This is a genomic window from Streptomyces sp. NPDC056527, assembly GCF_042794475.1.
Lineage (GTDB): Bacteria > Actinomycetota > Actinomycetes > Streptomycetales > Streptomycetaceae > Streptomyces.
In genome coordinates, this window is record NZ_JBHTTQ010000047.1 from 1 (window position 1) to 25,849 (window position 25,849).

Genomic DNA, 25,849 nt, shown 5'->3' on the forward strand with positions numbered 1-25,849 from the left:
GCGACCCGGGCCCACGTGCGTCCGTCCGGCGCACGGCAGTGCGTCGCCGGTCCGGTGGCCCTCGTCCGGCGTCCGCCGGCCCCGCACCCGCTGGCCCCGCACCCGCTGGCCCCGCACCCGCCGGTCCCGCGCACCCGCCGGTCCCGCACCCGCCGTCCGCCTCAGCGCACGTCGCGTGGCAGGCGCAGGCTCAGCAGGATCGTCAGGGCCACCGCCGCCAGCTGGACCAGGAGGGTCACGGTCAGCGCGGTGCGCATCGAGCCGGAGGCCGCGAGCGACAGGAACAGCGAGCCGAGCGTGGCCACGCCCAGGGCCAGGGCCGACTGCTGGGCGGTCACCATGACGCCGCTGCCGACGCCGGCCCGGTCCGCCGGGACCTCGGAGAGGACGACCCGGAACAGGACCGGAAGCTGGAGGCCCTGTCCGAAGCCCGCGACGGCCATGCCGGGCAGAAGGCTCCAGGCCGACAGGTCCGGCCAGGAGCGCCAGGCCGTCAGGGCGAGCAGGCCGACCCCGAGGGCCTGCAGGAGGCCGCCCGCGGTGACGATCCGGGTGCCCCAGCGGCGTACCAGGCGCGGTCCCGCGAGCGAGGCCCCGAAGAAGGCCACCGCCATCGGGACCAGCGCCAGGCCGGAGACCACCGCGCCCATGCCGAGGCCCTGCTGGAGCGCGACCGCGATCACGAACATGAAGCCGCCGAAGCCGATCGAGAACGGAACGACCAGAGCCAGGCCCCGGCGCAGCGAGACGAGCCCCAGCAGGCTCGGCGGCACCAGCGGCGTACGACCCCGCCGGTCGGCCCGCAGCTCCACCCACCAGAACGTCCCCGCGGCGAACGGGAAGATCCCGAGCGCGACCCAGGTCCACAGCGGCCAGCCGGACGCCCTCCCCTCGGTGAGAGGGGCCAGGAGCGTGAGCAGCGCGAGAGCGAGGAGCAGGGTTCCCGGGACGTCCACCGGTGCCGGGCGCTCCGAGCGGGTCTCCGGGACGGTACGGACGGCGAGGAGCAGACCGGCCACCGCCACGGGCACGTTGACCAGGAAGATCGCCCGCCAGCCGCTGCCCGCGAGGTCGGCCGCGACGAGGATCCCGCCCAGGATCTGGCCGGCGACCATCGCGAGCCCGGCGGTCGCTCCGTAGAGGCTCAGAGCCTTCGCGCGCCGGGCACCTGTCGTCGAGGAGTGAATGGTCGCGAGGACCTGAGGGAGCATGAGCGCGGCCGAGGCACCCTGTGCCACCCGCGCGCCGACCAGGGTCCAGGCGTCCGGCGCGAGCCCACAGGCAAGCGAGGTCAGCCCGAAGGCCGCCATGCCCACGAGGAAGAGCCTGCGGCGGCCGAACAGGTCCCCGAGCCGCCCGCCGAGGACGAGCAGCACGGCGTAACTGAGCCCGTACCCGGCCACGACCAGCTCCAGCATGGCCGGACCCGCCGCCAGGTCGTGGTCGATGGTCGGCAGGGCGACGTTGACGATGAAGAAGTCGATCAGCGGCAGCGCGGCGCCGAGGAGCACGGTGAACAGGCCGAGGGAGCCGAGGGCGGGCGCCGCGTGGTCGACGACGGCGCCGGCCCCGCGGGCGGGGGCGGTGGTGGAGGCTGTAGTACTCACGACATCGAAGATCCGCCTCTGCTCAGCCTGGTACCAGAGTCTCTTTATCCTGGTACAAGCAGTACCTGGCAACGGGCTGAGCGCCCCGGCACCCTGGGAGCATGACGACCATGGCTGTGGAGACGGCGACGAGCGGAACGACCACGGACGTCCGGCGGCACGAGCTCGCCGCGTTCCTGCGCAGCCGCCGCGAGCGCATCACCCCCGAGCAGGTCGGTCTGCCGCGCGGCCGCCGGCGCCGTACCCCCGGGCTGCGCCGCGAGGAGGTCGCGCACCTCTCCGCCGTCGGCGTCACCTGGTACACGTGGCTGGAGCAGGCGCGGGACATCCATGTCTCGCCGCAGGTCCTCGACGCCCTCGCCCGGGCCCTGCTGCTGGACCCGACCGAGCGCACCCATCTCTTCGCCCTCGGCGGCGAGGCCGACCCGAACCCCGAGGCGCCCTGCCCGACCGTCACGCCGGCCCTGCGCGCGATGCTCGACCGTCTTGAGCCGCTGCCCGCCTGCATCCAGAACAGCCGGTACGACATCCTCGCGTACAACCGCACCTACGGCAGGCTGCTCTGCGACCTCGACGCGCTGCCGCGCGAGGACCGCAACTGCATCTGGCTCGCCTTCACCAACGACGAGTGGCGGGCCGCCGTCGCCGAGCTGCCGGACGTCACGCGCGCGATGGCGGGCAAGTTCCGTGCCTCGATGGCCGAGCACCTCGCCGAGCCCGCATGGAAGGCGATGCTGCAGCGCCTGGAGGCGGCCTCGCCGGAGTTCCGGGAGATCTGGGCGCGCCACGAGGTGGTGGCCCAGGGCGGCCGCACCAAGATCATCCGTAACGCCCATGTCGGCCTCCTGCATCTGGAGCACACCAACCTGTGGCTCGGACCGACCTCCGGGCCGCGCCTGGTGACGTACGTCCCGGTGGACGAGGAGTCCCGGGCGGGCCTCGAACGCCTGCGTGACCTGGGCGGACGATCCGGTGGCCGCACCGCGGAAAGTACGGCTGTCTAACAAACCCGCGAGGTGCGCGACAATGGCTGAATGACCGCGTTCTCCCCTCTCGCCATCGGGCCGCACATCGTGCAGCCGCCGGTGGTGCTCGCGCCGATGGCCGGCATCACCAACGCCCCGTTCCGCACCCTCTGCCGTGAGTACAGCGGCGGCAAGGGCCTGTTCGTGAGCGAAATGATCACGACGCGGGCGCTGGTCGAGCGCAACGAGAAGACCATGCAGCTCATCCGCTTCGACGAGAGCGAGAAGCCGCGGTCGATCCAGCTCTACGGCGTCGACCCCGTCACCGTCGGCAAGGCCGTGCGGATGATCGCGGACGAGGACCTGGCCGACCACATCGACCTGAACTTCGGCTGCCCGGTCCCCAAGGTCACCCGCAAGGGCGGCGGCTCGGCCCTGCCGTACAAGAGGCCGCTGCTGCGCGCGATCCTGAACGAGGCCGTGGCCAACGCGGGCGACCTGCCCGTCACGATGAAGATGCGCAAGGGCATCGACGACGACCACATCACCTTCCTGGACGCGGGCCGTATCGCGGTCGAGGAGGGCGTCACGGCGATCGCCCTGCACGGGCGGACCGCGGCGCAGCACTACGGCGGCACGGCGGACTGGGACGCCATCGCGCGCCTCAAGGAGCACGTGCCGGAGATCCCGGTGCTCGGCAACGGCGACATCTGGTCCGCGGACGACGCGCTGCGGATGATGCGCGAGACGGGCTGCGACGGCGTGGTCGTGGGGCGCGGCTGCCTGGGGCGGCCGTGGCTCTTCGCCGACCTGGTGGCCGGCTTCGAGGGCACGGGTTCGTACGCCCAGCCGGGGCTGCGCGAGGTAGCGGACGCGATGGTGAGGCACGCGCGGCTGCTCGGCGAGTGGCTCGGGGACGAGTCGCGCGGTGTCATCGACTTCCGCAAGCACGTGGCCTGGTACCTGAAGGGCTTCTCGGTCGGTTCCGAGATGCGCAAGAAACTGGCGATCACCTCGTCCCTGGACGAGCTGAGCGCTCAGTTGAGCGAGCTGGACCTGGACCAGCCGTGGCCGGTGGGCGCGGACGGCCCGCGGGGCCGTACGTCGGGCAACAACCGGGTGGTGCTGCCGGACGGCTGGCTGAAGGACCCGTACGACTGTGCGGGCATCAGCGAGGAGGCCGAGTTGGACACGTCCGGAGGGTGAAGTTCCGGCGATCCGCCACCGTCCGGAGGGTGACCGCGGACGTCCGGATCGTGGGAAAAACGACGCTCGTACGGAGTGATTCGCGCCACCCTTGATAAGGGTCGTGCTCAGATGAGCGAATTGCGAGGCGTTGCACTTCTGGAGGGGTGGCACTGGGTGCCACCCCTTCTGTGTTCAAGAGTTGAACGCAAATGCTTGGGAAGTCGCTCATGTGAGCGTGTTGACTCTGCTTTGAGTCAAGTGGGCTTCGACGTTTGAAAGCGGAAGCTACTAGTCGGTTACTTTCGATGTGCTGGCGGACGGGTGGTTAAGACCATCTGACCGGTAGGCGTACCTCCCCAGGAGCCTTCGATCTGGGTATGTTCCTCGCCGTCAGGGCAGCCACCGAGTCCTCGAGGAGTCGAGACACGTGTCGGAAAACAAAGATCAGAAGTTCGTGTACGACTTCACCGAGGGCAACAGGGACCTGAAGGACCTGCTCGGTGGCAAGGGTGCGAACCTCGCCGAGATGACCAACCTCGGCCTCCCGGTTCCCCCCGGCTTCACGATCACCACCGAGGCGTGCAAGGTCTACCTCGAGAGCGGCTCCGAGCCGGTCGAGCTCCGTGACGAGGTCAGCGCGCACCTCGACACCCTCGAGCAGCAGATGGGCAAGAAGCTCGGCCAGGCCGACGACCCGCTGCTCGTCTCCGTCCGCTCCGGTGCCAAGTTCTCCATGCCCGGCATGATGGACACGGTCCTGAACATCGGCCTCTCCGACAAGTCCGTCGAGGGCCTCACCGCCCAGGCCGGCGACGAGCGCTTCGCCTGGGACTCGTACCGCCGCCTCATCCAGATGTTCGGCAAGACCGTCCTCGGCGTCGACGGCGAGCTCTTCGAGGAGGCCCTCGACGAGGCCAAGGCCGCCAAGAAGGTCACCGTCGACACCGACCTCGACGCCGCCGACCTGAAGAAGCTGGTCAAGCACTTCAAGAAGATCGTGAAGGCCGAGGCCGGCCGCGACTTCCCGCAGGACCCGCGCGAGCAGATGGACCTCGCCATCGAGGCCGTCTTCAACTCCTGGAACACCGACCGCGCGAAGCTGTACCGCCGCCAGGAGCGCATCCCCGGCGACCTCGGCACCGCGGTCAACGTCTGCTCCATGGTCTTCGGCAACCTCGGCCCCGACTCCGGCACCGGTGTCGCCTTCACCCGCGACCCCGCCTCCGGTCACCAGGGCGTCTACGGCGACTACCTGCAGAACGCGCAGGGCGAGGACGTCGTCGCCGGTATCCGCAACACCGTGCCGCTGGCCGAGCTGGAGTCGATCGACAAGGCGTCGTACGACCAGCTGATGCAGATCATGGAGACGCTGGAGACCCACTACAAGGATCTCTGCGACATCGAGTTCACCATCGAGCGCGGCCAGCTGTGGATGCTGCAGACCCGCGTCGGCAAGCGCACCGCCGGTGCCGCCTTCCGCATCGCCACCCAGCTCGTGGACCAGGGCCTGATCGACGAGGCCGAGGCGCTGCAGCGCGTCAACGGCGCGCAGCTCGCGCAGCTGATGTTCCCCAAGTTCGACGAGGCCGCCAAGGTCGAGCAGGTCGGCCGCGGCATCGCCGCCTCCCCGGGCGCGGCCGTCGGCAAGGCCGTCTTCGACTCGTACACGGCCGTCAAGTGGTCGCGCTCCGGCGAGAAGGTCATCCTGATCCGCCGCGAGACCAACCCGGACGACCTGGACGGCATGATCGCCGCCGAGGGCATCCTGACCTCGCGCGGCGGCAAGACCTCGCACGCCGCCGTCGTCGCCCGCGGCATGGGCAAGACCTGTGTCTGCGGCGCCGAGGAGCTCGAGGTCGACACCAAGCGCCGCCGGATGACCACGGCCTCCGGCGTGGTCGTCGAGGAGGGCGACGTCGTCTCCATCGACGGCTCCACCGGCAAGGTGTACCTCGGTGAGGTACCCGTCGTACCCTCCCCGGTCGTCGAGTACTTCGAGGGCCGGATGCACGCCGGCGCCGACGACGCCGACGAGCTGGTCCAGGCCGTCCACCGGATCATGGCCTACGCGGACCGTGTCCGCCGGCTGCGCGTCCGCGCCAACGCCGACAACGCCGAGGACGCGCTCCGCGCCCGCCGCTTCGGCGCGCAGGGCATCGGCCTGTGCCGCACCGAGCACATGTTCCTCGGCGAGCGTCGCGAGATGGTCGAGAAGCTGATCCTCGCGGACACCGACGAGGAGCGCACGGAGGCCCTGGAGGTCCTGCTCCCGCAGCAGAAGCAGGACTTCGTCGAGCTCTTCGAGGCCATGGACGGTCTGCCCGTCACGGTCCGTCTGCTCGACCCGCCGCTGCACGAGTTCCTGCCCGACATCACCGAGCTGTCGGTGCGCGTCGCCCTCGCCGAGGCCCGCAAGGACCCGAACGAGAACGACCTGCGCCTGCTCCAGGCCGTGCACCGGCTGCACGAGCAGAACCCGATGCTGGGTCTGCGCGGTGTCCGGCTCGGCCTGGTCATCCCCGGTCTGTTCACGATGCAGGTCCGCGCCATCGCCGAGGCTGCGGCCCAGCGCATCGACGCCAAGGGCGACCCGCGCGCCGAGATCATGATCCCGCTCGTCGGCACTGTCCAGGAGCTGGAGATCGTCCGCGACGAGGCCGAGCAGGTCATCGCCGAGGTGCAGGCCAAGACCGGCGTCGAGCTGAAGCTCGCGCTCGGCACCATGATCGAGCTGCCGCGCGCCGCCGTGACCGCCGGTCAGATCGCCGAGGCCGCCGAGTTCTTCTCCTTCGGCACCAACGACCTCACCCAGACCGTGTGGGGCTTCTCCCGGGACGACGTGGAGGCCAGCTTCTTCACCGCGTACCTGGAGAAGGGCATCTTCGGAGTCTCGCCGTTCGAGACCATCGACAAGGACGGCGTCGGCGCGCTGGTCCGCAGCGCTGTCGAGTCCGGCCGCGCCACCCGCCCCGACATCAAGCTCGGTGTCTGCGGCGAGCACGGCGGCGACCCGGAGTCGGTGCACTTCTTCCACGAGGTCGGTCTCGACTACGTCTCCTGCTCGCCGTTCCGGATCCCGGTGGCGCGTCTGGAGGCCGGTCGCGCGGCCGCCGAGTCGAAGGGCTCGGACAGCCGCTGACCCCATCAAGGGGCGCCCACTGACCGGGCGTTCAGTAGCAAAGACCACCGGAACCGCCGCTCGTCCCCGACCCTCAAACCGATGGGCGGCGGTTCCGGTCAGCAAGAGAGACGGGCGGACACCTTGTGCGGAGGTGTCCGCCCCGTCGTATTTCGTCCGCCTCGGGCCCGCCCCGGGATGTTCGGCAAATGTGAGTTCATGTTCAATCGAGGCCGGTTGAATTATTGGCCGTTGAACTTTCCGCTTTGAACTTTCCTCGATTGGTCCCGCAAAGAACGGGACGGGCGCGGCCTCCGGATCCCCACCCGGTGACCGCGCCCATTACCCATGTCGGGCAGGTGAGCCGCAACCCTCGCCGACCGCCGCCGGACGCGTGAAGCCCCCCACGGTCTTCGCCACGCCACCTCGGTCCTGAAGGTTTCCTGCCCGACCCGCACAGCCTTTCGGTTCACCCCCGTTCGCCGCGATGCTTTTCAAGTGTGGCTGAAACACCCTGGTAACGTCCTGTGATGGCGTGCATACTCATCGACGGGGGTGGTTGCGAGTGCACAGGTGGGGGTTCAATGCTGCGGATTCATTTCACCGCAAACGACTTGGCCGGCGTCCGGATGGCCGCCCGGCCCGATGTTCTGTGGGAAACGATTCTCAGTTTTCACCGTTTAAGAGACCGGCGCGGGTCGGTCGTCTACGGGGAATGGCGCTCTGACACCCGCACACGCCTCAACGGGGAGACCCGGCTCCTCGCGGCCCTTGTTCCCAGTCGCGGTTACTTCCCCGACTTCCTGACCCCGTCCCAGGGCGTCCACGGCCTCGACGAGGGCCTCCAGGCGATCCACGCGACCCCCCAGGCCCGGCTCCGGCGCGAGCTGTCCCTGCTGGGCGTCGACCGGGCCGGCGGACGGACCGTGCCCCACTCGCTGCGCGCCCTCGCCGAGGGCGGCGCCGAACCGTTCAGCCGGCTCATCGGGGCGCTGCGCAGCTACCACCGGGCGGCGATCGCGCCGTACTGGCCCCATATCCGCGCCCGGGTCGAGGCCGACCGGGCGGTGCGCGGCCGGGCCCTGCTCGACGGCGGGGCGGACGAACTCCTCGCCTCGCTGCCGCCGATGCTCCGCTGGCGCGCGCCCGTCCTGGAGGCGGACTATCCCGTCGAGCGCGATCTGCACCTCGACGGCAGGGGCCTGCTGCTCCAGCCCTCGTACTTCTGCCGTGGCACCCCGGTCGTCCTGCGGGACTCCTCGCTGCCGCCGGTCCTCGTCTATCCGACGACCCACTGCGAGGCGCCGACCGTACGAGAGCCGGGCGGGTCCTCCCTGGCCAAGCTGGTCGGCAACACGCGCTCCGCGGTCCTGCATGCCATCGGGGACGGGGGGACCACCAGCGAACTGGCCCGCAGGGCGGGGGTGTCGCTCGCCTCGGCCAGCCAGCACGCGGGCGTGCTGCGCGAGGCCGGGCTGGTGGCCACCCTGCGGCACGGCAACGCGGTCCTGCACACGCTCACGCCTTTGGGCGCCGCCCTGCTCGGCGGCGCCCAAAGAGTCGCGGGTCCCTCACGGGCCCCCGCCGAACGTGTCTATGCGCGGAACGGACCCGTCACCTCGTAGGTGATGCCGCCCGAGGAACTGCCGCTCGTGCCGCGCTGGCTGGAGAAGTAGAGCCGGCTGCCGTCGGGGGAGAAGGCCGGTCCGGTGATCTCGGAGCTGGACTGGCCGTTGATCCGCAGGAACGGGGCGACGACGTCGTCCGGGGTGATGATGCAGATCTCCATGTTGCCGCCGTCCTCGGCGATGAACAGGTCGCCGGAGGAGGAACCGGTGACGTTGTCCACGCCGGTCAGCGGGGCGCCGCCGCCGACCACGAGCGAGTCGTCGTAGGCCAGCTCGTAGGTGTTGCTGGCCAGGTTCAGCTGCCAGAGGCGGTTGTCGCCCTTGGTGGTGAACCAGACGGTGTCGTTGGCGTAGTGGCAGCCCTCGCCGCCGTTGAACTTCTTCGAGCCGGACACCTGGCTGCGGGTGGCCGTCGGGGAGCCGTCCGGGTCCGGGACGTTCTGCCAGGTGAAGGAGCCGGAGGTGGCGGTACCGGCCACCATCACCTGGAGCGTGCCGGAGGAGAGGTTGCCCCAGGTGCTCGGGATGAAGCGGTAGAAGCAGCCGCTGGTCTCGTCCTCGGTCAGGTAGATCACCTGGCGGACGGGGTCGGCGGCGGCGGCCTCGTGCTTGAAGCGGCCCATCGCGTCACGGCGTACCGCCGCGTTCACGCCGTACGGGTCGGCCTCGTAGACGTAGCCGAGGCTGACCTCCTCACAGGAGAGCCAGGTGTTCCACGGGGTCTTGCCGCCCGCGCAGTTCTGCCGGGTGTTGGACAGGATGCGGTACGCGCCGGTGATGGCGCCGGTCGAGCTGAACTTGACCGCGCTCGCGCCGCCGCTCGGGTTGATCTCCGAGTTGGAGACGTAGATCCAGCCCGATCCGTTGGCGTAGCAGGCGCCGCCGTCGGGGGCGTTGTGCCAGGTGTACGAGGTGCCGGAGACCGTCTGTCCCGACCGGGCGATGACCCGGCTGCTGAATCCGCTCGGCAGCAGGATGCCGTTGGCGTCGGCCGCGCCGAGGGCCCCGTAGGGGCCGGCGCCGGGCTGGGCGGGCGCCGCGTAGGCGGCCCCGCGCATCAGGGTGCCGCCGAAGGCGGCGGCCGAGGTGCCGATGACCGCTCCGCGCAGGAAACTGCGTCGCTCCACGTCTCACTCCAGAGTGGGTGGTGGTGACCGCCCCGCCGCACCGGTCGGCGGCGGGGTCGCGCGCTTTGGGAACCTAGGAGTACGGAGTTGGTACGGAGTTGACGGTGCGGCAACAGCCGATGAAGGGGAAGCGTCGGTCCGTATGTTCGTGGGTCCGTTCCGGTCGTCGTCACCGCCGGGGAGCCTCAGACGATGGATCCCGGGTCCTCGAGAAGGGTCTTGAGCGCGGTGAGCCGCTCCCGCCGGAACTCCTTGTAGGCCGCCACCGCGTCCGCGTCCGGGAGCTTGGTGTGGCCGAGCCCGATCTGGGTCTTCGCATCGCCCTTCGGGGTCGGATAGACCTCGATCCGGCTCGTCCCGCCGTCCCAGTCGGCGGTGAGGGACTTGCCCGGCCGGTGGGTGCGGACCTCCAGCTCACCGTCCGGGAGCCAGCGGCGGCGCAGCGCCTCGTCGGCGAAGGCGGCCGTGCAGCGGTCGGCCGGGGCGTTCACCGTCCTGCTCGCGCTGACCTGCCAGTCGCCCGTGGAGGACTGACCGACCTCGCGCAGCCCGCGCTCCTGCTCGTAGCCGACGGTGATCGACTGGGCGTGCCAGCCGCTCACCCCCTCGGCCTCCACCAGATGCCGGGCGATCTCGGTGTGCCCGCGCTCGGTCGCGCCCCAGGCGTCGAGGAGGGCGAACCAGTCGGCCCAGCCCTTGCCGGTCGCACCGGCGAGGGCCTCGTCGGAGAGCTTCTCGGTGATCTTCCTGGCTGCGGGGCTCACGCTTCGACGCTAGCGTGGGCTGGAAGGGGGCGCCTCCGAAGCCCTGGGACGAGCATCGAAGGATCTTCGAAAAAAGATCGCCGAGTGGCGATGAGTTCCGCTCGGCCCCACCGTCTTAACTCTCGAAAGCGACGCCACGGAGCGCCGGTGCAGCGAACGGCGCGGACGAACCACAGGAGAGAGTGACCCACCATGACGCAGATGATCTTCGTGAACCTGCCCGTGAAGGACCTCGAGGCCACGAAGGCCTTCTGGACCAAGCTCGGCTACTCCTTCAACCCGCAGTTCAGCGACGAGAACACCGGGTGTCTGGTCATCAGCGACACCATCTTCGCGATGCTGCTGACCGAGCCCAAGTTCAAGGAGTTCACCGCGCCCGGCAAGGAGGTCTCCGACGCGACGAAGACGACCGAGGTGCTGATCACGCTGAGCGCCGAGAGCCGCGAGGCCGTCGACGCGCTGGCCGACGGGGCCCTCGCCGCCGGAGGGTCGGCGGCGAAGGACCCGCTGGACCACGGCTTCATGTACGGGCGCTCCTTCGCGGACCCGGACGGCCACCACTGGGAGGTCTTCTGGATGGACCCGGCGGCCGTCCAGGGCTGATGCCCCGCGGGTGTCAGGCCGAGACGCCGCCGTCGATGACCAGGTCGGTGCCGACGACCGAACCGGCGTCCTCCGAGGCGAGGTACAGCACCGCTGCCGCCACCTCGGAGGCCGCCGAGATGCGGCCGAGCGGCGACTCGTTCTTCATCCGCACCTCCCGCTCGGCCTCGGTCTCGCCGGGCCACAGCGACATGGCGGAATCCGAGGGACCCGGGCTGACGGCGTTGATCCGCACGCCGTCGGCGATGTGGTCACGGGCGGCGGCGCGGGTGAGCGCGGAGACCGCCGCCTTGGAGACCTGGTAGCCGAAGACGCCCGGGATGCGGACGTGCGGGCCGAGGTTGGACGAGATGTTGACGATGGCGCCGCCGCCGTGGGCCCGCATGTGCGCCACCTCGGCCTGGAGCGAGTGCAGGACGCCGGTGACGTTGGTGTCGAGCAGCGCCTGCCAGTCCTCCAGCGGGAAGTCGGCGGCCGAGGCGCCGCCCCGGAAGATGCCGGCGTTGTTCACCGCGACGTCGAGAGCGCCGAAGAGTTCGACCGTCCGGCGGACGAGGTGACGGACGTCGTCGGCCCGGGCCACATCGGCGGTGACGGCGGCCGCGGTACCGCCGGCGGCCTCGATCAGGGACACGGTCTCGTCGAGGGGTGCCGCGCGGCGGCCCGAGACGACGACCTTCGCGCCCTCGGCGGCGAAGGCGAGCGCGATGGCCCGGCCGAGCCCGGTGCCGGCGCCGGTGACGAGGACGGTCTTGTGCGTGAAGCGTGCGGACATGGCTGTGTGAACTCCTTGTAAGAGAAACATCGTTACCTGGTATCGATGGTTATTCTTGACCGTACGTTCCAATATCAAGGCCCAAGAAAAGGGCGCCCGATGGCGCCCTTGTCGATGGGTCCTTCAGTCCAGCAGTGACAACGCCTGCTCCGCCGCGTCGCGGACCCTGGCCGGGTCGCTCGACGCCTTGCCGACCAGCCGGATCCCCTGCATCAGGACGAGCAGCATCCTGGCCAGTGCCTGCGGATCGCGGTCCGCGGGCAGCTCGCCCTGGGCACGGGCCCGGACCAGCGAGGCGTGCAGCAGGGTCTCGATCTGTTCCCAGCTCAGCTCCACCCGACGGGCCACGGCCCCGTCGTGCGGCCCCAGCTCGGCCGCCGAGTTGGTGATGAAACAGCCGCTCAGCCGGACCTCGTCCGTTGCCGCCTCGTCGGCGAAGCGGCGGACCAGGGCACGGACGGGCGGCAGTGCGGGGCCCGGCGCGGACAACTCCTCCATCATGGAGGGGTCGTTCGCCCGGAGGTAGCGGTCCATCGCCTTCATGTACAGCTCGTGCTTGTTGCCGAAGGTGGCGTAGATGCTGGCGCGGCCGATCCCGAGGTGCTCGACGAGGTCCGACATCGTCGTCGCCTCGTAGCCGCGCCGCCAGAACAGCTCGAGCGCTGCCTGCAGCGCGGCCTCCGGATCGAACTCCTTGGTCCTGGCCACGCCTTCACCGTAGATCTATCTGGAACGCATGGTCAAGTAAAATCGACGGACCGCGTCGGGGTCAGACCGCGTGGAGCGCGCCCTCGTGGACCCGGACCGGGTACACCTCCACCGCGACCTCCTCGTCGTCCAGGCAGCGGCCCGTCTCCAGGTCGAAGCGCTGCTTCAGGAGCGGCGAGGCCACGAACGGCCGCCCGTTCGCCGACCCGAGCAGCCCGCGCGACAGCACCTGCGCCCCGGTGAACGGATCCCGGTTGTCGATCGCGTACGCGCGCCCCGACCGGTCCTTGAACAGCGCCACCTGCCGGCCGTCCGGCAGCAGCGCGGCCACGCCACGGCCCGGCGTCAGCCGGGACTCCTCGCAGACCGGCATCCAGGCGTCGGGAGACGGGGACAGTTCGAGCTTCATGGCTTCAGACCCTTTCCAGGCGGGTTCCGATGGTGAGGACGGTCAGGTCCGGCTTGATCTGGTCGCGCTCGGGCACGAACTTCACCGACGGGTCCGGCGCGTCCGGCGCGTTCACGAACGACACGAAGCGACGCAGCCGGTCCGGGTCGTCCAGCGTCTGTGCCCACTCGTCCTGGTAGTCCTCGACATGGGCCGCCATCAGCGCCTCCAGCTCGTCGCAGAGCCCGAGCGAGTCGTGCACGACCACGTCCTTGAGGTGCTCCAGGCCGCCCTCGAGGCGCTCCAGCCAGGTCGACGTGCGCTCCAGGCGGTCGGCGGTACGGATGTAGAACATCAGGAACCGGTCGATCAGCCGCACCAGTTCGGCGTCCGAGAGATCCTGGGCGAGCAGGTCCGCGTGGCGCGGGGTCGCACCGCCGTTGCCGCCCACGTACAGGTTCCAGCCGCTCGCCGTCGCGATGACGCCGAAGTCCTTCGACTGCGCCTCCGCGCACTCGCGGGCGCAACCGGAGACCGCCGACTTGAGCTTGTGCGGGGAGCGCAGGCCCCGGTAGCGCAGCTCCAGCTGGATCGCCATCTTCACCGAGTCCTGCACGCCGTAGCGGCACCAGGTCTGCCCCACGCAGGACTTCACGGTGCGCAGCGACTTCCCGTACGCGTGCCCCGACTCGAAGCCCGCGTCGACGAGACGGGTCCAGATCGCCGGCAGCTGCTCGACGCGGGCACCGAACATGTCGATCCGCTGACCACCCGTGATCTTGGTGTAGAGCCCGAAGTCCCGGGCCACCTCGCCTATCACGATCAGCTTGTCCGGGGTGATCTCACCGCCGGGGATGCGGGGTACGACCGAGTACGAGCCGTTGCGCTGCAGGTTCGCGAGGAAGTGGTCGTTGGTGTCCTGGAGGGAGGCCTGCTCGCCGTCCAGGATGTAGCCGCCCACCCCGATCGTCGGCGCGAGGCTCGCGAGGATCGAGCCGACGGTCGGCTTGCAGATCTCGCAGCCCTCGCCGCCGCGCGCCTCGGGGCGCCCGTGCGAGTCGAGCAGCGCCGCGAACGAGGTCAGCCGCAGCGTGCGGGTGATCTCGTACAGCTCGCTGCGGGTGTACGAGAAGCAGGCGCAGAGCCCCTTGTCCTTCGGCTCCGGCAGCAGCTGCCCGATGAGCTTCACACAACTGCCGCAGCCGGTACCGGCCTTGGTGCACTTCTTCACCTCGGGCAGCGTCTCGCACTGGGTGATGGCGTGCTTGGTGACGTTGTGGCACGAGCAGATGACGGCGTCGTCCGGCAGAGCGGACGGGCCCAGTGCCACCGGCGCGCCGGCGCCCGCCGGCAGGACCAGCTGCTCGGGGGAGACCGGCGGGACGGAGCCGGTGAGCGGCCGCAGCATCCCGTACGAGTCGGCGTCACCGACCAGGACACCGCCGAGCAGCCTGCCCTCTCCGTCGATGACGAGCTTCTTGTAGACCCCGGAGCGGGAGTCGGAGTAGACGACGTCGAGGCAGCCCTCGGCCGTGCCGTGCGCGTCGCCGAAGGAGGCCACGTCGACGCCCAGCAGCTTCAGCTTGGTCGACATGTCGGCTCCGGTGAAGCCGTCCACGGCCTCGTCGGCGATCGTCGCGGCGACCGTCAGCGCCATCTCGTAGCCGGGCGCGACCAGGCCGTACACCCGGCCGTCGGTGGCAAGCGCGCACTCGCCGATCGCGTACACGGCCGGGTCGGACGTCCTGCACCGCTCGTCCACCGCGATGCCGCCGCGCTCGCCGACCGTCAGCCCGCAGTCGCGCGCCAGCTGGTCGCGGGGGCGTACGCCCGCCGAGAACACCACCATGTCCGTGGCCAGCTCGGAGCCGTCCGACAGGCGCATCCCGGTGACCGCGCCGTCCTCGGTCACGACCTCCTGGGTACCGGTGCCCGTGTGGACGCTCAGCCCCATCTGCTCGATCGTGCGCAGCAGCGCCGCGCCACCGCCCTCGTCGACCTGCACCGGCATCAGCCGGGGCGCGAACTCCACGATGTGCGTGTCGAGTCCGAGGCCCTTGAGCGCGCCCGCGGCCTCCAGGCCGAGCAGTCCGCCGCCGACGACCGCACCGGTCGTCGCCGTCTTGGCGTACTCCTCGATGGCCAGCAGGTCCTCGATGGTCCGGTAGACGAAACAGCCGCGCGCGTCCTTGCCGGGGACGGGCGGCACGAAGGGGTACGAGCCGGTGGCCAGGACCAGCGTGTCGTACGGGATGACCTGCCCCGAGCGCGCGGTGACCGTACGGGCCTCGCGGTCGATCGACTCGGCCGGGTCGCCGATGTACAGCTCGATGCCGTGCTTCGCCATGAAGCCGTCCTCGACCATCGAGAGATCGTCGGGGGTGCGGCCGTTGAAGTACGACGTCAGCTGGACCCGGTCGTACGCGGGGCGCGGCTCCTCGCAGAGCACCACGACACGGGCGCGCTCGGTGACGCCACGGTCCGCCAGCGCCTCCAGGAAGCGCTGGCCGACCATGCCGTGGCCGACCAGGACGACGGTGGGGGTGTGCACGGGCGTGGTCGACATCTCAGGAGCCTCCGTCATGGGTGAGCAGGTGAAGCAGGGGAGCGGGCGGAAGGGCTTCGTCGCCCTCCCAGGCCCGGGCGAGCGCCCCGACCGCCGCGAGATCGCCGAGGAGCACGCCACCGACGAGACGGTCGCCGCGGACGACGACCTTGCGGTAGGCGCGCCGGGTGGCGTCGGTCAGCTGCACGACGTCGTCGCCGGGCAGCGGGGTGGCCTCGCCGAAGGCGGCCAGGTCGAGTGCTTCCGGACCGCCCAGCGTGAGGCGGGTCAGGGCGCGGGTGCCGGTGTAGGCGGGCCGGGGCGTCGCCTCCGGCACGGTCGTCTCCGGCGGGGTCGCCGCGGCCTGGAAGGCGGACGTCTCCGACAGGAGGAGGTCCGCCAGGGCGTCCGCCTGTTCCAGGGCCGGGCCGGCCAGGCCGTAGACCCGGCCGTCGTGTTCGGCGCAGTCGCCGATGGCGTGGATGTACGGGTCCGAGGTCCGGAGCTCGTCGTCGACGACGACGCCCCGGCGGACGTCGAGACCGGCGTCCTGGGCGAGCCCGACACGCGGCCTGACCCCGCACGCGAGGACCACGACCTGGGCATCGAGCACGAAGCCGTCGGCGAGTTCCACGGCGGTGACCGCGCCGTCCTCCTGGCGCAGGCCGCTGACCCGGCACTCGGTGTGCACCTCGACGCCGAGGGACTCCACGTGCTCCCGGAGCAGCGCCGAGGCGTGCGCGTCGAGCTGGCGTTCCATGAGCCGCTCGCCCTGCTGGGTGAGCACGACCTCGGCGCCGAGTGCCGCCAGCGCGCGGGCCGCGGAGACCCCGAGCAGCCCGCCGCCGATGACGACCGCGCGGACGCCGGGCCGGACGAGTTCCCGCAACTCCAGGCAGTCGTCGAGCGTGCGGAACGGGTGGACGCCCGACGGCAGCCGCGAGCCGCGCAGGCCGCGCAGCGGCGGCAGCACGGGGTTGGAGCCGGTCGCCAGGACCAGCCGGTCGTAGCCGACCGTCGTCCCGTCCTCGCACTCCACGGTCCTGGCGACCCGGTCGATGCGCACCGCCCGCACTCCGCGCCGCACAGGCTCCTGCGGAGCGGGCAGCGCGATCACCTCGGGCGCGTACCGCCCGGCGAGGACGTCCGCGAGCAGCACCCTGTTGTACGGTGCGTGCGGCTCTTCGCCGAGGAGGGTGACCGGCAGGCGCTGGGCGAGCCGGGCGCCCGCCGTTCCGCCTCCGACCACCACGATCCGTGTACTCATGTCTCGAAGAGTGCGGGGCGGGTGTTACCCGTCGGCACCCCGTTTGTTTCCCCTGCGGAACGCTGATCTCAGACCTGCGGGGTTCGCACTGTGAGGCGGACGGGTGTGAGGCTTAACCGGTGGTCAGAGTCTCCTCAAGGGGACCTTAAGGATCGCGGGAGAGCGGCTGACCTGGGGTTCTCGTATACGGGCGGACCCTAGTGTGCGGGTGTGACGACCGAGGTCAGCGAACCCCTCTTCGACGCGCGCCCGGCGGCGCGTCCGTTCCCGCAAGCCCCCGCGCCCGCGCCGCGCCTCGCCCCCGAGCGGCTGCGCGACGCCGTCGTCGGCGGAGCCGGGGCGGTCGCCCTGCTCTGGGGCCTCCAGGCCGAGCCCTCCGCGCGTCTCGACGCGGTCTTCGCGACCGGCGCGCATCTCACCGGGCTGCTCGCCGGCTACGGCGTCCTCGTCATGCTGTTCCTGATGGCCCGCGTCCCCGCCGTCGAGCACGGAGTCGGCGCCGACCGGCTCGCCCGCTGGCACGCCCTCGGCGGACGGTACGTCCTCGGCCTCGTCGGCGCCCACGCGGTCCTCGCCCTCTGCGGCTACGCCGTGCACACCCGTACCGACCTCGTCACCGCCTGCCTCGGGCTGCTCTCCTACCCGGCGCTCGCCGCCGCCACCGCCGGCACCGTGCTCCTCGTCGCCGTCGGTGTCACCTCCGCCCGGGCGGCCCGGCGGCGGCTGCGGCACGAGACCTGGCGCGCGGTCCATCTGTGCAGCCATCTCGCCGCCGCCCTCGGCTTCGTGCACCAGCTCGCGGGACCCGACCTCGCGGGGAGTCCGCTCGCGGTCTGGGGCTGGTCGATGGCGCATGCGACCGTCGCCGTCCTCCTCGTCTGGTACCGGATCGTCGTCCCCGTCCGGCAGGCGCTGCGCCACACCCTGCGGGTGACCGAGGTACGCGCCGAGGGCCGGGACGTCGTCTCGGTGACCATCCGCGGCACCGGCCTGGAGCGGCTGTGCGCCGAACCGGGCCAGTTCTTCCGCTGGCGGTTCCTCACCCGCAGGCTCTGGCGGACCGCGCTGCCCTTCTCCCTCTCCGCCCCCGTCCACGACGACACCCTGCGCATCACCGTCAAGGCGCTCGGCGACCACACCCGCCGGATCCGGCGCCTGCGCCCCGGCACCCGGGTTCTGGCCACCGGCCCGTTCGGCGCGCTCACCGCCCACCGCCGCACGCGCCGCAAGGTGCTGCTGCTCGCCGGGGGCGTGGGCATCACCCCGATGCGGGCGCTCTTCGAGACCCTGCCCGGCGGGCCCGGTGACGTGACGCTGCTGTACCGGGCCTCGGACGCGGAAGGGCTCGTCCTGCGCGAGGAACTGGAAGGGATCGCCCGCCGACGGCAGGCTGCCCTCCACTACCTCCTCGGCCCCTCCGACGCCTCCTTCGACCCCCTCGCGCCCCAGGCGCTGCGCAACCTCGTGCCCGACCTCGCCGCCCACGACGTCTATCTGTGCGGGCCGCCCGCGATGGCCCGCGCCGCCACCGACGCACTCGTCAGGGCCGGGGTCCCCACCCGCCGCATCCACTCCGAGGACTTCAGCCATGACTAAGCACCGCGCGCCGCGCACCCCTGTCACCGTCCACGCGACCGACCGTGCCCGGCGGCGGCTCGCCGCCGGACTCCTCACCGCCGGCGCCCTCGCCGCGACCTTCCTGACGGTCGCCGTCGACCCGGCCGCGCCGCCCGCGCCGGACCGGGCGCCGACCGGCACAACCTCAGACGTAGCTCAACTCTCCAGAGATTGATGGACGGCACACCGATCTCCTCCCTAGGCTCGCGATCATGCCTGACATATCCCTCACCACCGTCGTCCTGCTCTGCGTCGCCGCACTCGTGGCCGGCTGGATCGACGCCGTCGTCGGCGGGGGAGGGCTCCTTCTGCTGCCCGCGCTGCTGCTCGGGCTCCCGCAGGCCGGGGCCGCGCAGATCCTCGGCACCAACAAGGCCGTCGCGATCGTGGGCACGACCGGCGCCGCGGTCACCTACGTCCGCAAGGCGCCGGTGCAGGTGAAGACGGCGGTACGGATCGGGCTCGCGGCCCTCGCCGGATCCATGGCCGGCGCGTTCTTCGCGGCCGGGATCAGCAGCGAGGTGCTGCGCCCCGTGATCATGGTGGTGCTCGTCGGCGTGGCCGCGTTCGTGATGCTGCGGCCGTCCTTCGGGACCCAACAGGAGGACAAGGCGCCCGTGACCCGGGCCGGGGTCGTCACCGCGATCGTGCTCGTCGGCGGTGGCCTCGGGCTCTACGACGGGCTGTTCGGGCCGGGCACCGGCACCTTCCTGGTCCTCGCGCTCACCGCCGTGCTCCATCTCGACCTGGTGACCGCCTCCGCCACCGCCAAGATCGTCAACGTCTGCACCAACGCGGGCGCGCTCGCGATGTTCGCCTACCAGGGCAGCGTGCTGTGGCAGCTGGCCGCCGTCATGGCGGTCTTCAACCTGGCCGGCGGGATGATCGGGGCGCGGATGGCCCTGAGCAAGGGCGCGGAGTTCGTCCGCGGGGTGCTGCTGTTCGTGGTGTTCTCGCTGGTCGCGAAGCTCGCCTTCGACCAGTGGAGCTGACGGCGGCCGATCAGCGCACGCCGATGAGATGGGCGAAGGCCACCACGTTCCCCTGATAGCCCGACTTCTCGGTGAACCCGCCGCCGCAGGTGATCACCCGTAGTTCGGCCCGGTCCTTCGCCCCGTAGACCCGCTCGTCGGGGAAGTCCTTGTTCTCGTACACCTCGATGGCGTCGATCGTGAAGACGGCGGTACGGCCGTCCTGCCGGTCCACCTCGATCCTGTTGCCCTTCTTGAGCGCGCCGAGCGCGTAGAAGACGGCCGGGCCCCGCGCGTTGTCGACGTGCCCGGCGACGATCGAGGTGCCTTCGGCGCCCGGCGGGGTGCCGTCCTCGTACCAGCCGGCCAGATTGCGGTCGCTCGCCGGCGGCACGTCGAGCGCGCCGTCCGGGCTCAGCCCGAGCCCCGTCATGGGCGCGTCGACGTCGATCTCGGGGATGCGCAGCCGGACGGGGGCGGAGGGCGGCAGCGGGTCGGCCGCGGCGTCGGTGTGCGCGTTCGGCCCCGCGGCGAACGCCTCGGCGGCCGACGGGACCGGCGGGGTGACGTTCTCCGAGCCGTTCTGGACGAGCCAGATGCCGACGCACGCGGCGATGGCTATGCCCCAGCCCTTGGTCCTGCTGCTCACGGTCTGCCCTCTCGGGGTGGTGCGGGGGTGGTGCGGGAGGGGATGTGGCCCTGCCCCCGCCGGGCCTCGTTGGGCGCGCGGCGGGGGCAGGGCACGGGCGGTACGCCCAGGGAGCCCGGGCAGGAAGCCCGGGAGCAATCCCTAGTCGTCCTGCGCGCCGCTCGCCCGGCGGCGCAGGAGCCAGGTACCGCCGACGGCAGCCGCGGCCAGCACCGCCGCGCCCACCGTGATCTGGGCGGTGTCGGGGCCGATGCTGCCCCCGACACCGGTCTGGACATGACCGCTCGGGCTCTTGTGCTTGACGACGAGTTCGCCACGAGCGGTCTTGCCGTTGTCGCACGCGACGCTGATGCCGAACGTGCCGGCCTTGGCGTGGTGCGGAACCGTGAACTGACCGACCACGACCTCCTTGTGCGTGCTCGGATTCAGCTGGAACTCGCCCGCGCCGAGGGAGTTCGCGTCCCCGACGCCGTGCCCGTGCGAACCGCAGGCGAGGGTGTTGACGGTGACGGTGGTGCCGGGGGTGGCGGAGGACGGATAGACCTCCAGGGCCTCGTGGTCCCCTGCGTACGCCGCCGGTGCGGCGAAGGCGCCGATCGCGGCGACCGTCAGCGCGGTACCGGTGAGCAGACGGGCAGTGGTGCGCATGGGGTCCTCCGGGGCACGAGCGGTCTTCCGTAGGACCGACGTAAGCGCCGCCGCGCCCCCCGCGCCTGCTGATGGGGGATCAGAATTACGCCGTCCGATGCGGTGTGTCGCCTGGCGGGCGGACGTTTGTGCAGGTCGGAGCGGGTTGCGAGGCGTCAGTCAGGGCCCCGCGCCGAACGGGTGACGGGCTTTCCCGGTGAAGGCCCTCCGTGCGGGTCTACAGCTCGTCCCACGGCACCGACGCGTAGGCCGTGTACACGCGGTCCATCAGCTTCTCGTCCAGCTCGATGTCCGCGCCGTCGATCCCGCCGACCGGCGAGATCCCCCGGGAGTTCGTCACGAAGGCCGCACGGAAGCCGGGGAGGTCGTCCCGGGCCACCCGGCGTCGTACCGACTCCAGGCGGGACTCCAGCAGGGTCATCGTGATGCCGTGCAGACAGGGGGCCGACGGCCAGACCAGCGACGTGCCGTCCCAGAAGGCGATGTTGGTGACCGCTCCCTCGGCGATCTCGCCGTCCGGGGACGTCAGCAGCGCCTCGTCGAAGCCCTCGCGCCGCACCGCCTCCCCGTAGTACGTCTGGCCGAAGCCGCCCACGTGCTTGATGTGGGGCGCGGGCCGGCCGTACACGACGGACTTCAGCCGCTGCGGGGTCGGGACGTGGGTGTACGGCTCCGTCACGGTCACCACGGTCCGGGTGCCTCCGGCGAGGTCCGGGTAGACGTACACCCGCGCCGCCGCGTCCCGCCGGCCCGCGGATTCCAGGGCGCCGCGCAGCAGCGCCCGTACGCGCTCCCCGTCCACGCCCGCGTCGAACAGCTCCCGATTGGCCCGGTCGAGGCGGGCCAGATGCAGGTCGAGGCCCTGTACGCGCCCGTCGCGCACCTGGGTGGCCGTGAAGTGGCCGTAGCCGGTCAGAACGCTCGCGAGGAGAGCGGGGTCGGTGGCGGGGGCGCCGTCGATCTCGATGTGCGGGGCAGGCGTCGTCATGCCCTCACCGTATTCGGAAACGCATACGGAGAATCGAGGCTTGACCTCAACCAAACTTGAGGTACCAAGATCCTCGGCATGGACATCACGAACTCCGCGAACTCCGCCGTTTCCACCGACTCCGCCGACGTCTCGCCGCTCAGGCTCGCCGTCATCGTCGCCAGCAACCGAGAGGGCCGCTTCGGTCCCGTCGTCGCCGACTGGTTCCTCGGCCGGACCGCCGAGCGCGACGACTTCACCGTCGACGTCGTCGACCTCGCCGAGGTCGACCTGCCGACCTCCCTCTCGTACAACCCCGCCCCCGCCGTCGCCGCCGAACTCGCCAAGGTCTCCCCGGTCCTCGCCGCCGCCGACGCCTTCGTCGTCCTCACCCCCGAGTACAACCACTCCTTCCCCGCCTCCCTCAAGTCCCTCATCGACTGGCACGGCTCCGAATGGCACGCCAAGCCGGTCGGTTTCGTCTCGTACGGCGGGATGTCCGGCGGACTGCGCGCCGTCGAGCAACTGCGCCAGGTCTACGCCGAGATGCACTCCGTGACCGTCCGGGACACCGTCTCCTTCCACAACGCCCACGGCCACTTCGACGAGGACGGGCGCCACAAGGACCCCACCCGCCCCGACGCCGCGGCCAAGTCGATGCTCGACCAGATCGCCTGGTGGGCGCACGCGCTCCGCAACGCCAAGTCCGTCCGTCCGTACGCGGCTTGAGGGGGCACGGAATCCATGCTGTTCCGACTCGTCGTCGGCCGGCTGCGGCCGTACCGACGCTCCCTGGCGCTGGTCGTCCTCCTCCAACTCGTCCAGTCCCTCGCCTCCCTCACCCTGCCCACACTCAACGCCGACGTCATCGACAACGGGGTCCTCCGCGGTGACACGGCCCATGTGCTGTCCGGGGGCGGCCTGATGGCCGCCGTCACCCTCGTCCAGGCCGCCGCTGCCGCCGCAGCCGTCTACTTCGGCGCGAAGATCGCCATGGGGATCGCGCGTGACCTGCGCGCCGTCGCCTTCCGCCGCGTCCAGGACTTCTCCGCCCGCGAGATGAGCCGCTTCGGCACCGCCTCCCTCATCACCCGCACCACCAACGACGTCCAGCAGGTCCAGACGTTCGCCGTGCTCGTTCTGACGATGCTGGTGGCCGCGCCCCTGATGTGCGTCGGCGGCATCGTCATGGCCCTCGACCAGGATGTTCCCCTCGCCCTGCTCCTGCTGCTCTTCGTGCCGCTCATGGCCGGGGCCGTCGGCGCCGTCGTGCTGCGCATGAGGCCGCTGTTCCGCGGGATGCAGGAGCGCGTCGACCGGGTCAACCGCGTGATGCGCGAACAGATCACCGGCATCCGGGTCGTCCGGGCCTTCGTCCGCGACCGGCACGAGCAGCGGCGGTTCGGCGCCGCCAACGACGAGCTGCGCGAGGTCGGACTGCAAGCCGGCCGGCTCCAGTCCGTGATGTTCCCGATCGTGCTGATCGTCTGGGAGCTCGCGACCGTCGCCATCATCTGGGCCGGGGCCCATCGGATCGAGTCCGGCGCCCTGCAGGCCGGTTCGCTGATCGCCTTCCTCGGCTATCTGCTCCAGATCATGATGTCGGTGATGATGGTCCTCTTCCTGATGATGCACATGCCCCGAGCCGAGGTCAGCGCCGAACGCATCCAGGAGATCCTCGCCACCGAGCCGTCCGTCACCCCGCCCGCCGCGCCGGTCCGAGAGCTGCGCGAGGCGGGAGGACTGGAGATCCGTGGCGCCGACTTCAGCTACCCCGGCGCCGAGGAACCCGTCCTCCGCTCGGTGAGCCTCACCGCCCGCCCCGGCCGCACCACGGCCGTCATCGGATCCACCGGCAGCGGCAAGACCACCCTCCTCGGGCTCGTCCCGCGCCTCTTCGACGCGACCGGCGGCGAGGTCAGCGTCGGCGGCGTCGACGTCCGCGACATGGACCGCACCCTGCTCGCCCGTACGGTCGGACTCGTCCCGCAGAAGCCGTACCTCTTCTCCGGCACGGTCGCGAGCAATCTGCGGTACGGAAGGCCGGAGGCCACCGACGAGGAGCTGTGGCACGCCCTCGAAGTCGCCCAGGCCGCCGACTTCGTACGGAACCTCCCCGAGGGACTCGACGCGCCGGTCGCCCAGGGCGGCACCAACCTCTCGGGCGGCCAGCGCCAGCGCCTCGCCATCGCCCGGGTCCTCGTCGCCCGCCCCCGGGTCTACCTCTTCGACGACTCCTTCTCCGCCCTCGACTACCGCACCGACGCACTGCTGAGGGAGGCCCTCGCTCAGGAGACCGCCGACGCGACCGTCGTCATCGTCGCCCAGCGCGTCTCCACCATCCGAGGCGCCGACCGGATCGTCGTCCTCGACCAGGGCCGGGCCGTCGGCAGCGGCACCCACGCGGAACTCATGCGGGACAACGCCACCTACCGGGAGATCGTCCTCTCCCAGATCACCGAGGAGGAAGCAGCGTGAGCGCCCCCCAGCGCCGGGGTCCCGCCGTCCAGCAGCGCGGTCCCGGCATCGGCACCCCCTCCCTCGAACGATCCCTCGACTTCCGCTCCTCCGGCCTGCGGCTGCTGCGCACCATGGCCCCCGAACGCCCGCGACTGCTCGCCGTGTTCGCCGCCGCCGCGGTCGGCGTCACCCTCGCCGTCCTCAGCCCGATGATCCTCGGCCACGCCACCGACCTCGTCGTCTCCGGCGCCGCGAGCCCGGCCGGCGTCGACTTCCCGGCGGTCGCACGGGTCCTGGCCGCCTCCCTCGTCCTGGTCGTCGTCTCCGCCGGACTCAACTGGCTCCAGCAGCGGCTCGCCACGACCGTCGTCCAACGGGCGGGCCACCGGCTGCGCGAGGCGGCGCAGCACAAGCTGGCCCGGCTGCCGCTCTCGTACTTCGACCGGCAGCCGCGCGGTGAGGTCCTCAGCCGCACCACCAACGACATCGACAACATCACCCAGACCCTCCAGCAGGCCTTCAGCCAGATGGTCCGGGCGCTGCTCACCCTCGTGGGCGTGCTGGTGATGATGTTCTGGATCTCCCCGCTGCTCGCCCTGGTCGCGCTGGCGACCGTCCCCGTCTCGCTGCTCGTGGCCGCCAGGATCGGCAAGCGCGCCCAGCCGCAGTTCGTGAAGCAGTGGGCCGTCACCGGGCGCCTCAACAGCCATGTGGAGGAGATGTTCACCGGCCACGCGGAGGTCGTCGCCTTCGGGCGGCGCGACGAAGCGGCGGCTCGCTTCGACGAGCTCGGCGAGGAGCTGCACGCGGCGAGCTTCCGCGCCCAGTTCATGTCCGGCTTCATCCAGCCGGCCCTCACCTTCGTCGGCAACGTCAACTACGTCCTGATCGCCGTGGTCGGCGGACTGAGGGTGGCGAGCGGGACGCTGACCATCGGTGACGTGCAGGCGTTCATCCAGTACTCGTACGAGTTCAACGGCCCGATCACCCAGGTCGCGGCCATGGCCAATCTGCTCCAGTCCGGAGTCGCCTCCGCCGAGCGGGTCTTCGACCTCCTCGACGCGGAGGAGGAGTCCCCGGCGCCCGAAGGAGCGCGGCGCCCCGAGACCGTGACCGGCCGGGTCTCCTTCGACAAGGTGGCGTTCCGCTACGAGCCGGAGAAGCCGCTCATCGAGGACCTGTCTCTGACGGTGGAACCGGGCCAGACGGTCGCCATCGTCGGCCCGACCGGCGCGGGCAAGACCACGCTGGTGAACCTGCTGATGCGGTTCTACGAGGTGACCGGCGGACGGATCACCCTCGACGGCGTGGACATCTCGGCGATGTCGCGGGAGGACCTTCGGTCCGGGATCGGGATGGTGCTCCAGGACACCTGGCTGTTCGGCGGCACCATCGCCGACAACATCGCGTACGGAGCAGGCGGCAAGGTCAGCCGCGGGCGGATCGTCGAGGCCGCCATGGCGACCCACGCCGACCGCTTCATCCGCACCCTGCCCGACGGCTACGACACCGTCCTCGACGAGGACGGCGCCGGTCTCAGCGCCGGTGAGAAGCAGCTGATCACGATCGCCCGGGCGTTCCTGTCCGAGCCGGTGATCCTGGTCCTGGACGAGGCGACCAGCTCGGTCGACACCCGCACCGAGGTCCTCATCCAGCGGGCCATGTCCTCCCTCCGGGAAGGACGCACCTCGTTCGTCATCGCCCACCGGCTCTCCACCGTCAGGGACGCGGACGTGATCCTCGTGATGGAGGACGGCGGGATCGCCGAGCAGGGCACGCACGAGGAACTGCTGGCGGCGGGCGGTGCCTACGCCCGGCTGTACGCGGCCCAGTTCGCGGCGGCGGCCTGAGTAC

At 71.2% G+C, this 25,849-nt stretch carries 22 protein-coding genes; 11 read left to right on the forward strand and 11 right to left on the reverse strand.

The window, feature by feature from the left end; genetic code table 11:
- Positions 1-161: 161 nt before the first annotated feature.
- Positions 162-1,607, reverse strand: coding sequence for an MFS transporter (locus ACFQ7Q_RS22145; RefSeq protein WP_383557895.1), 1,446 nt, complete (start codon positions 1,605-1,607; stop codon positions 162-164).
- Between the two features lie 101 nt (positions 1,608-1,708).
- On the opposite strand from ACFQ7Q_RS22145, the gene ACFQ7Q_RS22150 reads away from it, so the two are divergent.
- From ACFQ7Q_RS22150 to ACFQ7Q_RS22165, 4 genes are all read left to right on the forward strand, one after another.
- Complete coding sequence (locus ACFQ7Q_RS22150) at positions 1,709-2,611, forward strand: helix-turn-helix domain-containing protein (protein WP_383557898.1); 903 nt, start codon at positions 1,709-1,711, stop codon at positions 2,609-2,611.
- 30 nt (positions 2,612-2,641) lie between these two features.
- On the forward strand, positions 2,642-3,778 hold the full coding sequence (gene dusB / locus ACFQ7Q_RS22155; RefSeq protein ID WP_383557900.1) for a tRNA dihydrouridine synthase DusB: 1,137 nt from the start codon (positions 2,642-2,644) through the stop codon (positions 3,776-3,778).
- A 409-nt stretch (positions 3,779-4,187) separates the two neighbouring features.
- Positions 4,188-6,899 (forward strand): pyruvate, phosphate dikinase, encoded by a 2,712-nt coding sequence (ppdK, locus tag ACFQ7Q_RS22160; protein ID WP_383557903.1) that lies wholly within the window; start codon positions 4,188-4,190, stop codon positions 6,897-6,899.
- Between the two features lie 563 nt (positions 6,900-7,462).
- The gene (locus ACFQ7Q_RS22165; protein WP_383557905.1) at positions 7,463-8,503 is read left to right on the forward strand and encodes an ArsR/SmtB family transcription factor; all 1,041 of its coding nucleotides are present in this window, start codon (positions 7,463-7,465) and stop codon (positions 8,501-8,503) included.
- Here ACFQ7Q_RS22165 and ACFQ7Q_RS22170 read toward each other — a convergent pair.
- Together ACFQ7Q_RS22170 and ACFQ7Q_RS22175 are read right to left on the reverse strand one after the other, a co-directional pair.
- Positions 8,473-9,633, reverse strand: coding sequence for an alkaline phosphatase PhoX (locus ACFQ7Q_RS22170; protein ID WP_383557908.1), 1,161 nt, complete (start codon positions 9,631-9,633; stop codon positions 8,473-8,475). The two genes, ACFQ7Q_RS22165 and ACFQ7Q_RS22170, sit on opposite strands and share 31 nt — an antisense overlap.
- A 185-nt stretch (positions 9,634-9,818) precedes the next feature.
- A complete protein-coding gene (locus ACFQ7Q_RS22175) occupies positions 9,819-10,397 on the reverse strand; it encodes a hypothetical protein (protein ID WP_383557910.1) in 579 nt (192 codons plus the stop codon).
- Between the two features lie 192 nt (positions 10,398-10,589).
- Between ACFQ7Q_RS22175 and ACFQ7Q_RS22180 the strand changes: the two genes are divergently transcribed.
- Positions 10,590-11,000 (forward strand): VOC family protein, encoded by a 411-nt coding sequence (locus ACFQ7Q_RS22180; protein ID WP_383557913.1) that lies wholly within the window; start codon positions 10,590-10,592, stop codon positions 10,998-11,000.
- A 13-nt stretch (positions 11,001-11,013) separates the two neighbouring features.
- On the opposite strand, the gene ACFQ7Q_RS22185 is transcribed toward ACFQ7Q_RS22180, so the two are convergent.
- From ACFQ7Q_RS22185 to ACFQ7Q_RS22205, 5 genes are all read right to left on the reverse strand, one after another.
- Positions 11,014-11,775, reverse strand: coding sequence for an SDR family NAD(P)-dependent oxidoreductase (locus ACFQ7Q_RS22185; RefSeq protein WP_383557916.1), 762 nt, complete (start codon positions 11,773-11,775; stop codon positions 11,014-11,016).
- 123 nt (positions 11,776-11,898) lie between these two features.
- Complete coding sequence (locus tag ACFQ7Q_RS22190) at positions 11,899-12,483, reverse strand: TetR/AcrR family transcriptional regulator (RefSeq protein ID WP_383557918.1); 585 nt, start codon at positions 12,481-12,483, stop codon at positions 11,899-11,901.
- A 61-nt stretch (positions 12,484-12,544) separates the two neighbouring features.
- The gene (gene nirD / locus ACFQ7Q_RS22195; protein WP_383557920.1) at positions 12,545-12,892 is read right to left on the reverse strand and encodes a nitrite reductase small subunit NirD; all 348 of its coding nucleotides are present in this window, start codon (positions 12,890-12,892) and stop codon (positions 12,545-12,547) included.
- Positions 12,893-12,896: 4 nt separating this feature from the next.
- Positions 12,897-15,437: a nitrite reductase large subunit NirB gene (gene nirB, locus ACFQ7Q_RS22200; protein WP_383557923.1), complete on the reverse strand. Its 2,541-nt coding sequence runs from the start codon at positions 15,435-15,437 to the stop codon at positions 12,897-12,899.
- Position 15,438: 1 nt separating this feature from the next.
- Entirely contained in the window at positions 15,439-16,683 is a 1,245-nt protein-coding gene (locus tag ACFQ7Q_RS22205; protein ID WP_383557926.1) for an NAD(P)/FAD-dependent oxidoreductase, read from the reverse strand.
- A gap of 210 nt (positions 16,684-16,893) precedes the next feature.
- On the opposite strand from ACFQ7Q_RS22205, the gene ACFQ7Q_RS22210 reads away from it, so the two are divergent.
- From ACFQ7Q_RS22210 to ACFQ7Q_RS22220, 3 genes are read left to right on the forward strand one after another with little or no spacing between them, the layout of a single operon-like run.
- Entirely contained in the window at positions 16,894-18,279 is a 1,386-nt protein-coding gene (locus tag ACFQ7Q_RS22210) for a ferric reductase-like transmembrane domain-containing protein (RefSeq protein ID WP_383557929.1), read from the forward strand.
- Positions 18,272-18,475: a hypothetical protein gene (locus ACFQ7Q_RS22215; RefSeq protein WP_383557931.1), complete on the forward strand. Its 204-nt coding sequence runs from the start codon at positions 18,272-18,274 to the stop codon at positions 18,473-18,475. Before ACFQ7Q_RS22210 ends, ACFQ7Q_RS22215 begins: the two co-directional genes overlap by 8 nt.
- Before the next feature lie 37 nt (positions 18,476-18,512).
- On the forward strand, positions 18,513-19,292 hold the full coding sequence (locus ACFQ7Q_RS22220; protein ID WP_383557934.1) for a sulfite exporter TauE/SafE family protein: 780 nt from the start codon (positions 18,513-18,515) through the stop codon (positions 19,290-19,292).
- 10 nt (positions 19,293-19,302) lie between these two features.
- Here ACFQ7Q_RS22220 and ACFQ7Q_RS22225 read toward each other — a convergent pair whose 3' ends face one another.
- The 3 genes from ACFQ7Q_RS22225 to ACFQ7Q_RS22235 form a co-directional block, all read right to left on the reverse strand.
- A complete protein-coding gene (locus ACFQ7Q_RS22225) occupies positions 19,303-19,920 on the reverse strand; it encodes a class F sortase (RefSeq protein ID WP_383557936.1) in 618 nt (205 codons plus the stop codon).
- 141 nt (positions 19,921-20,061) lie between these two features.
- Positions 20,062-20,568, reverse strand: coding sequence for a hypothetical protein (locus ACFQ7Q_RS22230; protein WP_383557938.1), 507 nt, complete (start codon positions 20,566-20,568; stop codon positions 20,062-20,064).
- Between the two features lie 217 nt (positions 20,569-20,785).
- A complete protein-coding gene (locus tag ACFQ7Q_RS22235; protein ID WP_383557940.1) occupies positions 20,786-21,556 on the reverse strand; it encodes an aminotransferase class IV in 771 nt (256 codons plus the stop codon).
- A gap of 78 nt (positions 21,557-21,634) precedes the next feature.
- Between ACFQ7Q_RS22235 and ACFQ7Q_RS22240 the strand changes: the two genes are divergently transcribed.
- The 3 genes from ACFQ7Q_RS22240 to ACFQ7Q_RS22250 are packed head-to-tail and all read left to right on the forward strand — an operon-like array spanning position 21,635 to position 25,845.
- Positions 21,635-22,264, forward strand: coding sequence for an NADPH-dependent FMN reductase (locus ACFQ7Q_RS22240; RefSeq protein WP_383557942.1), 630 nt, complete (start codon positions 21,635-21,637; stop codon positions 22,262-22,264).
- 15 nt (positions 22,265-22,279) lie between these two features.
- Positions 22,280-24,013 (forward strand): ABC transporter ATP-binding protein, encoded by a 1,734-nt coding sequence (locus ACFQ7Q_RS22245; protein ID WP_383557945.1) that lies wholly within the window; start codon positions 22,280-22,282, stop codon positions 24,011-24,013.
- Complete coding sequence (locus ACFQ7Q_RS22250; protein ID WP_383557947.1) at positions 24,010-25,845, forward strand: ABC transporter ATP-binding protein; 1,836 nt, start codon at positions 24,010-24,012, stop codon at positions 25,843-25,845. Before ACFQ7Q_RS22245 ends, ACFQ7Q_RS22250 begins: the two co-directional genes overlap by 4 nt.
- The last annotated feature ends 4 nt before the right edge of the window (positions 25,846-25,849 follow it).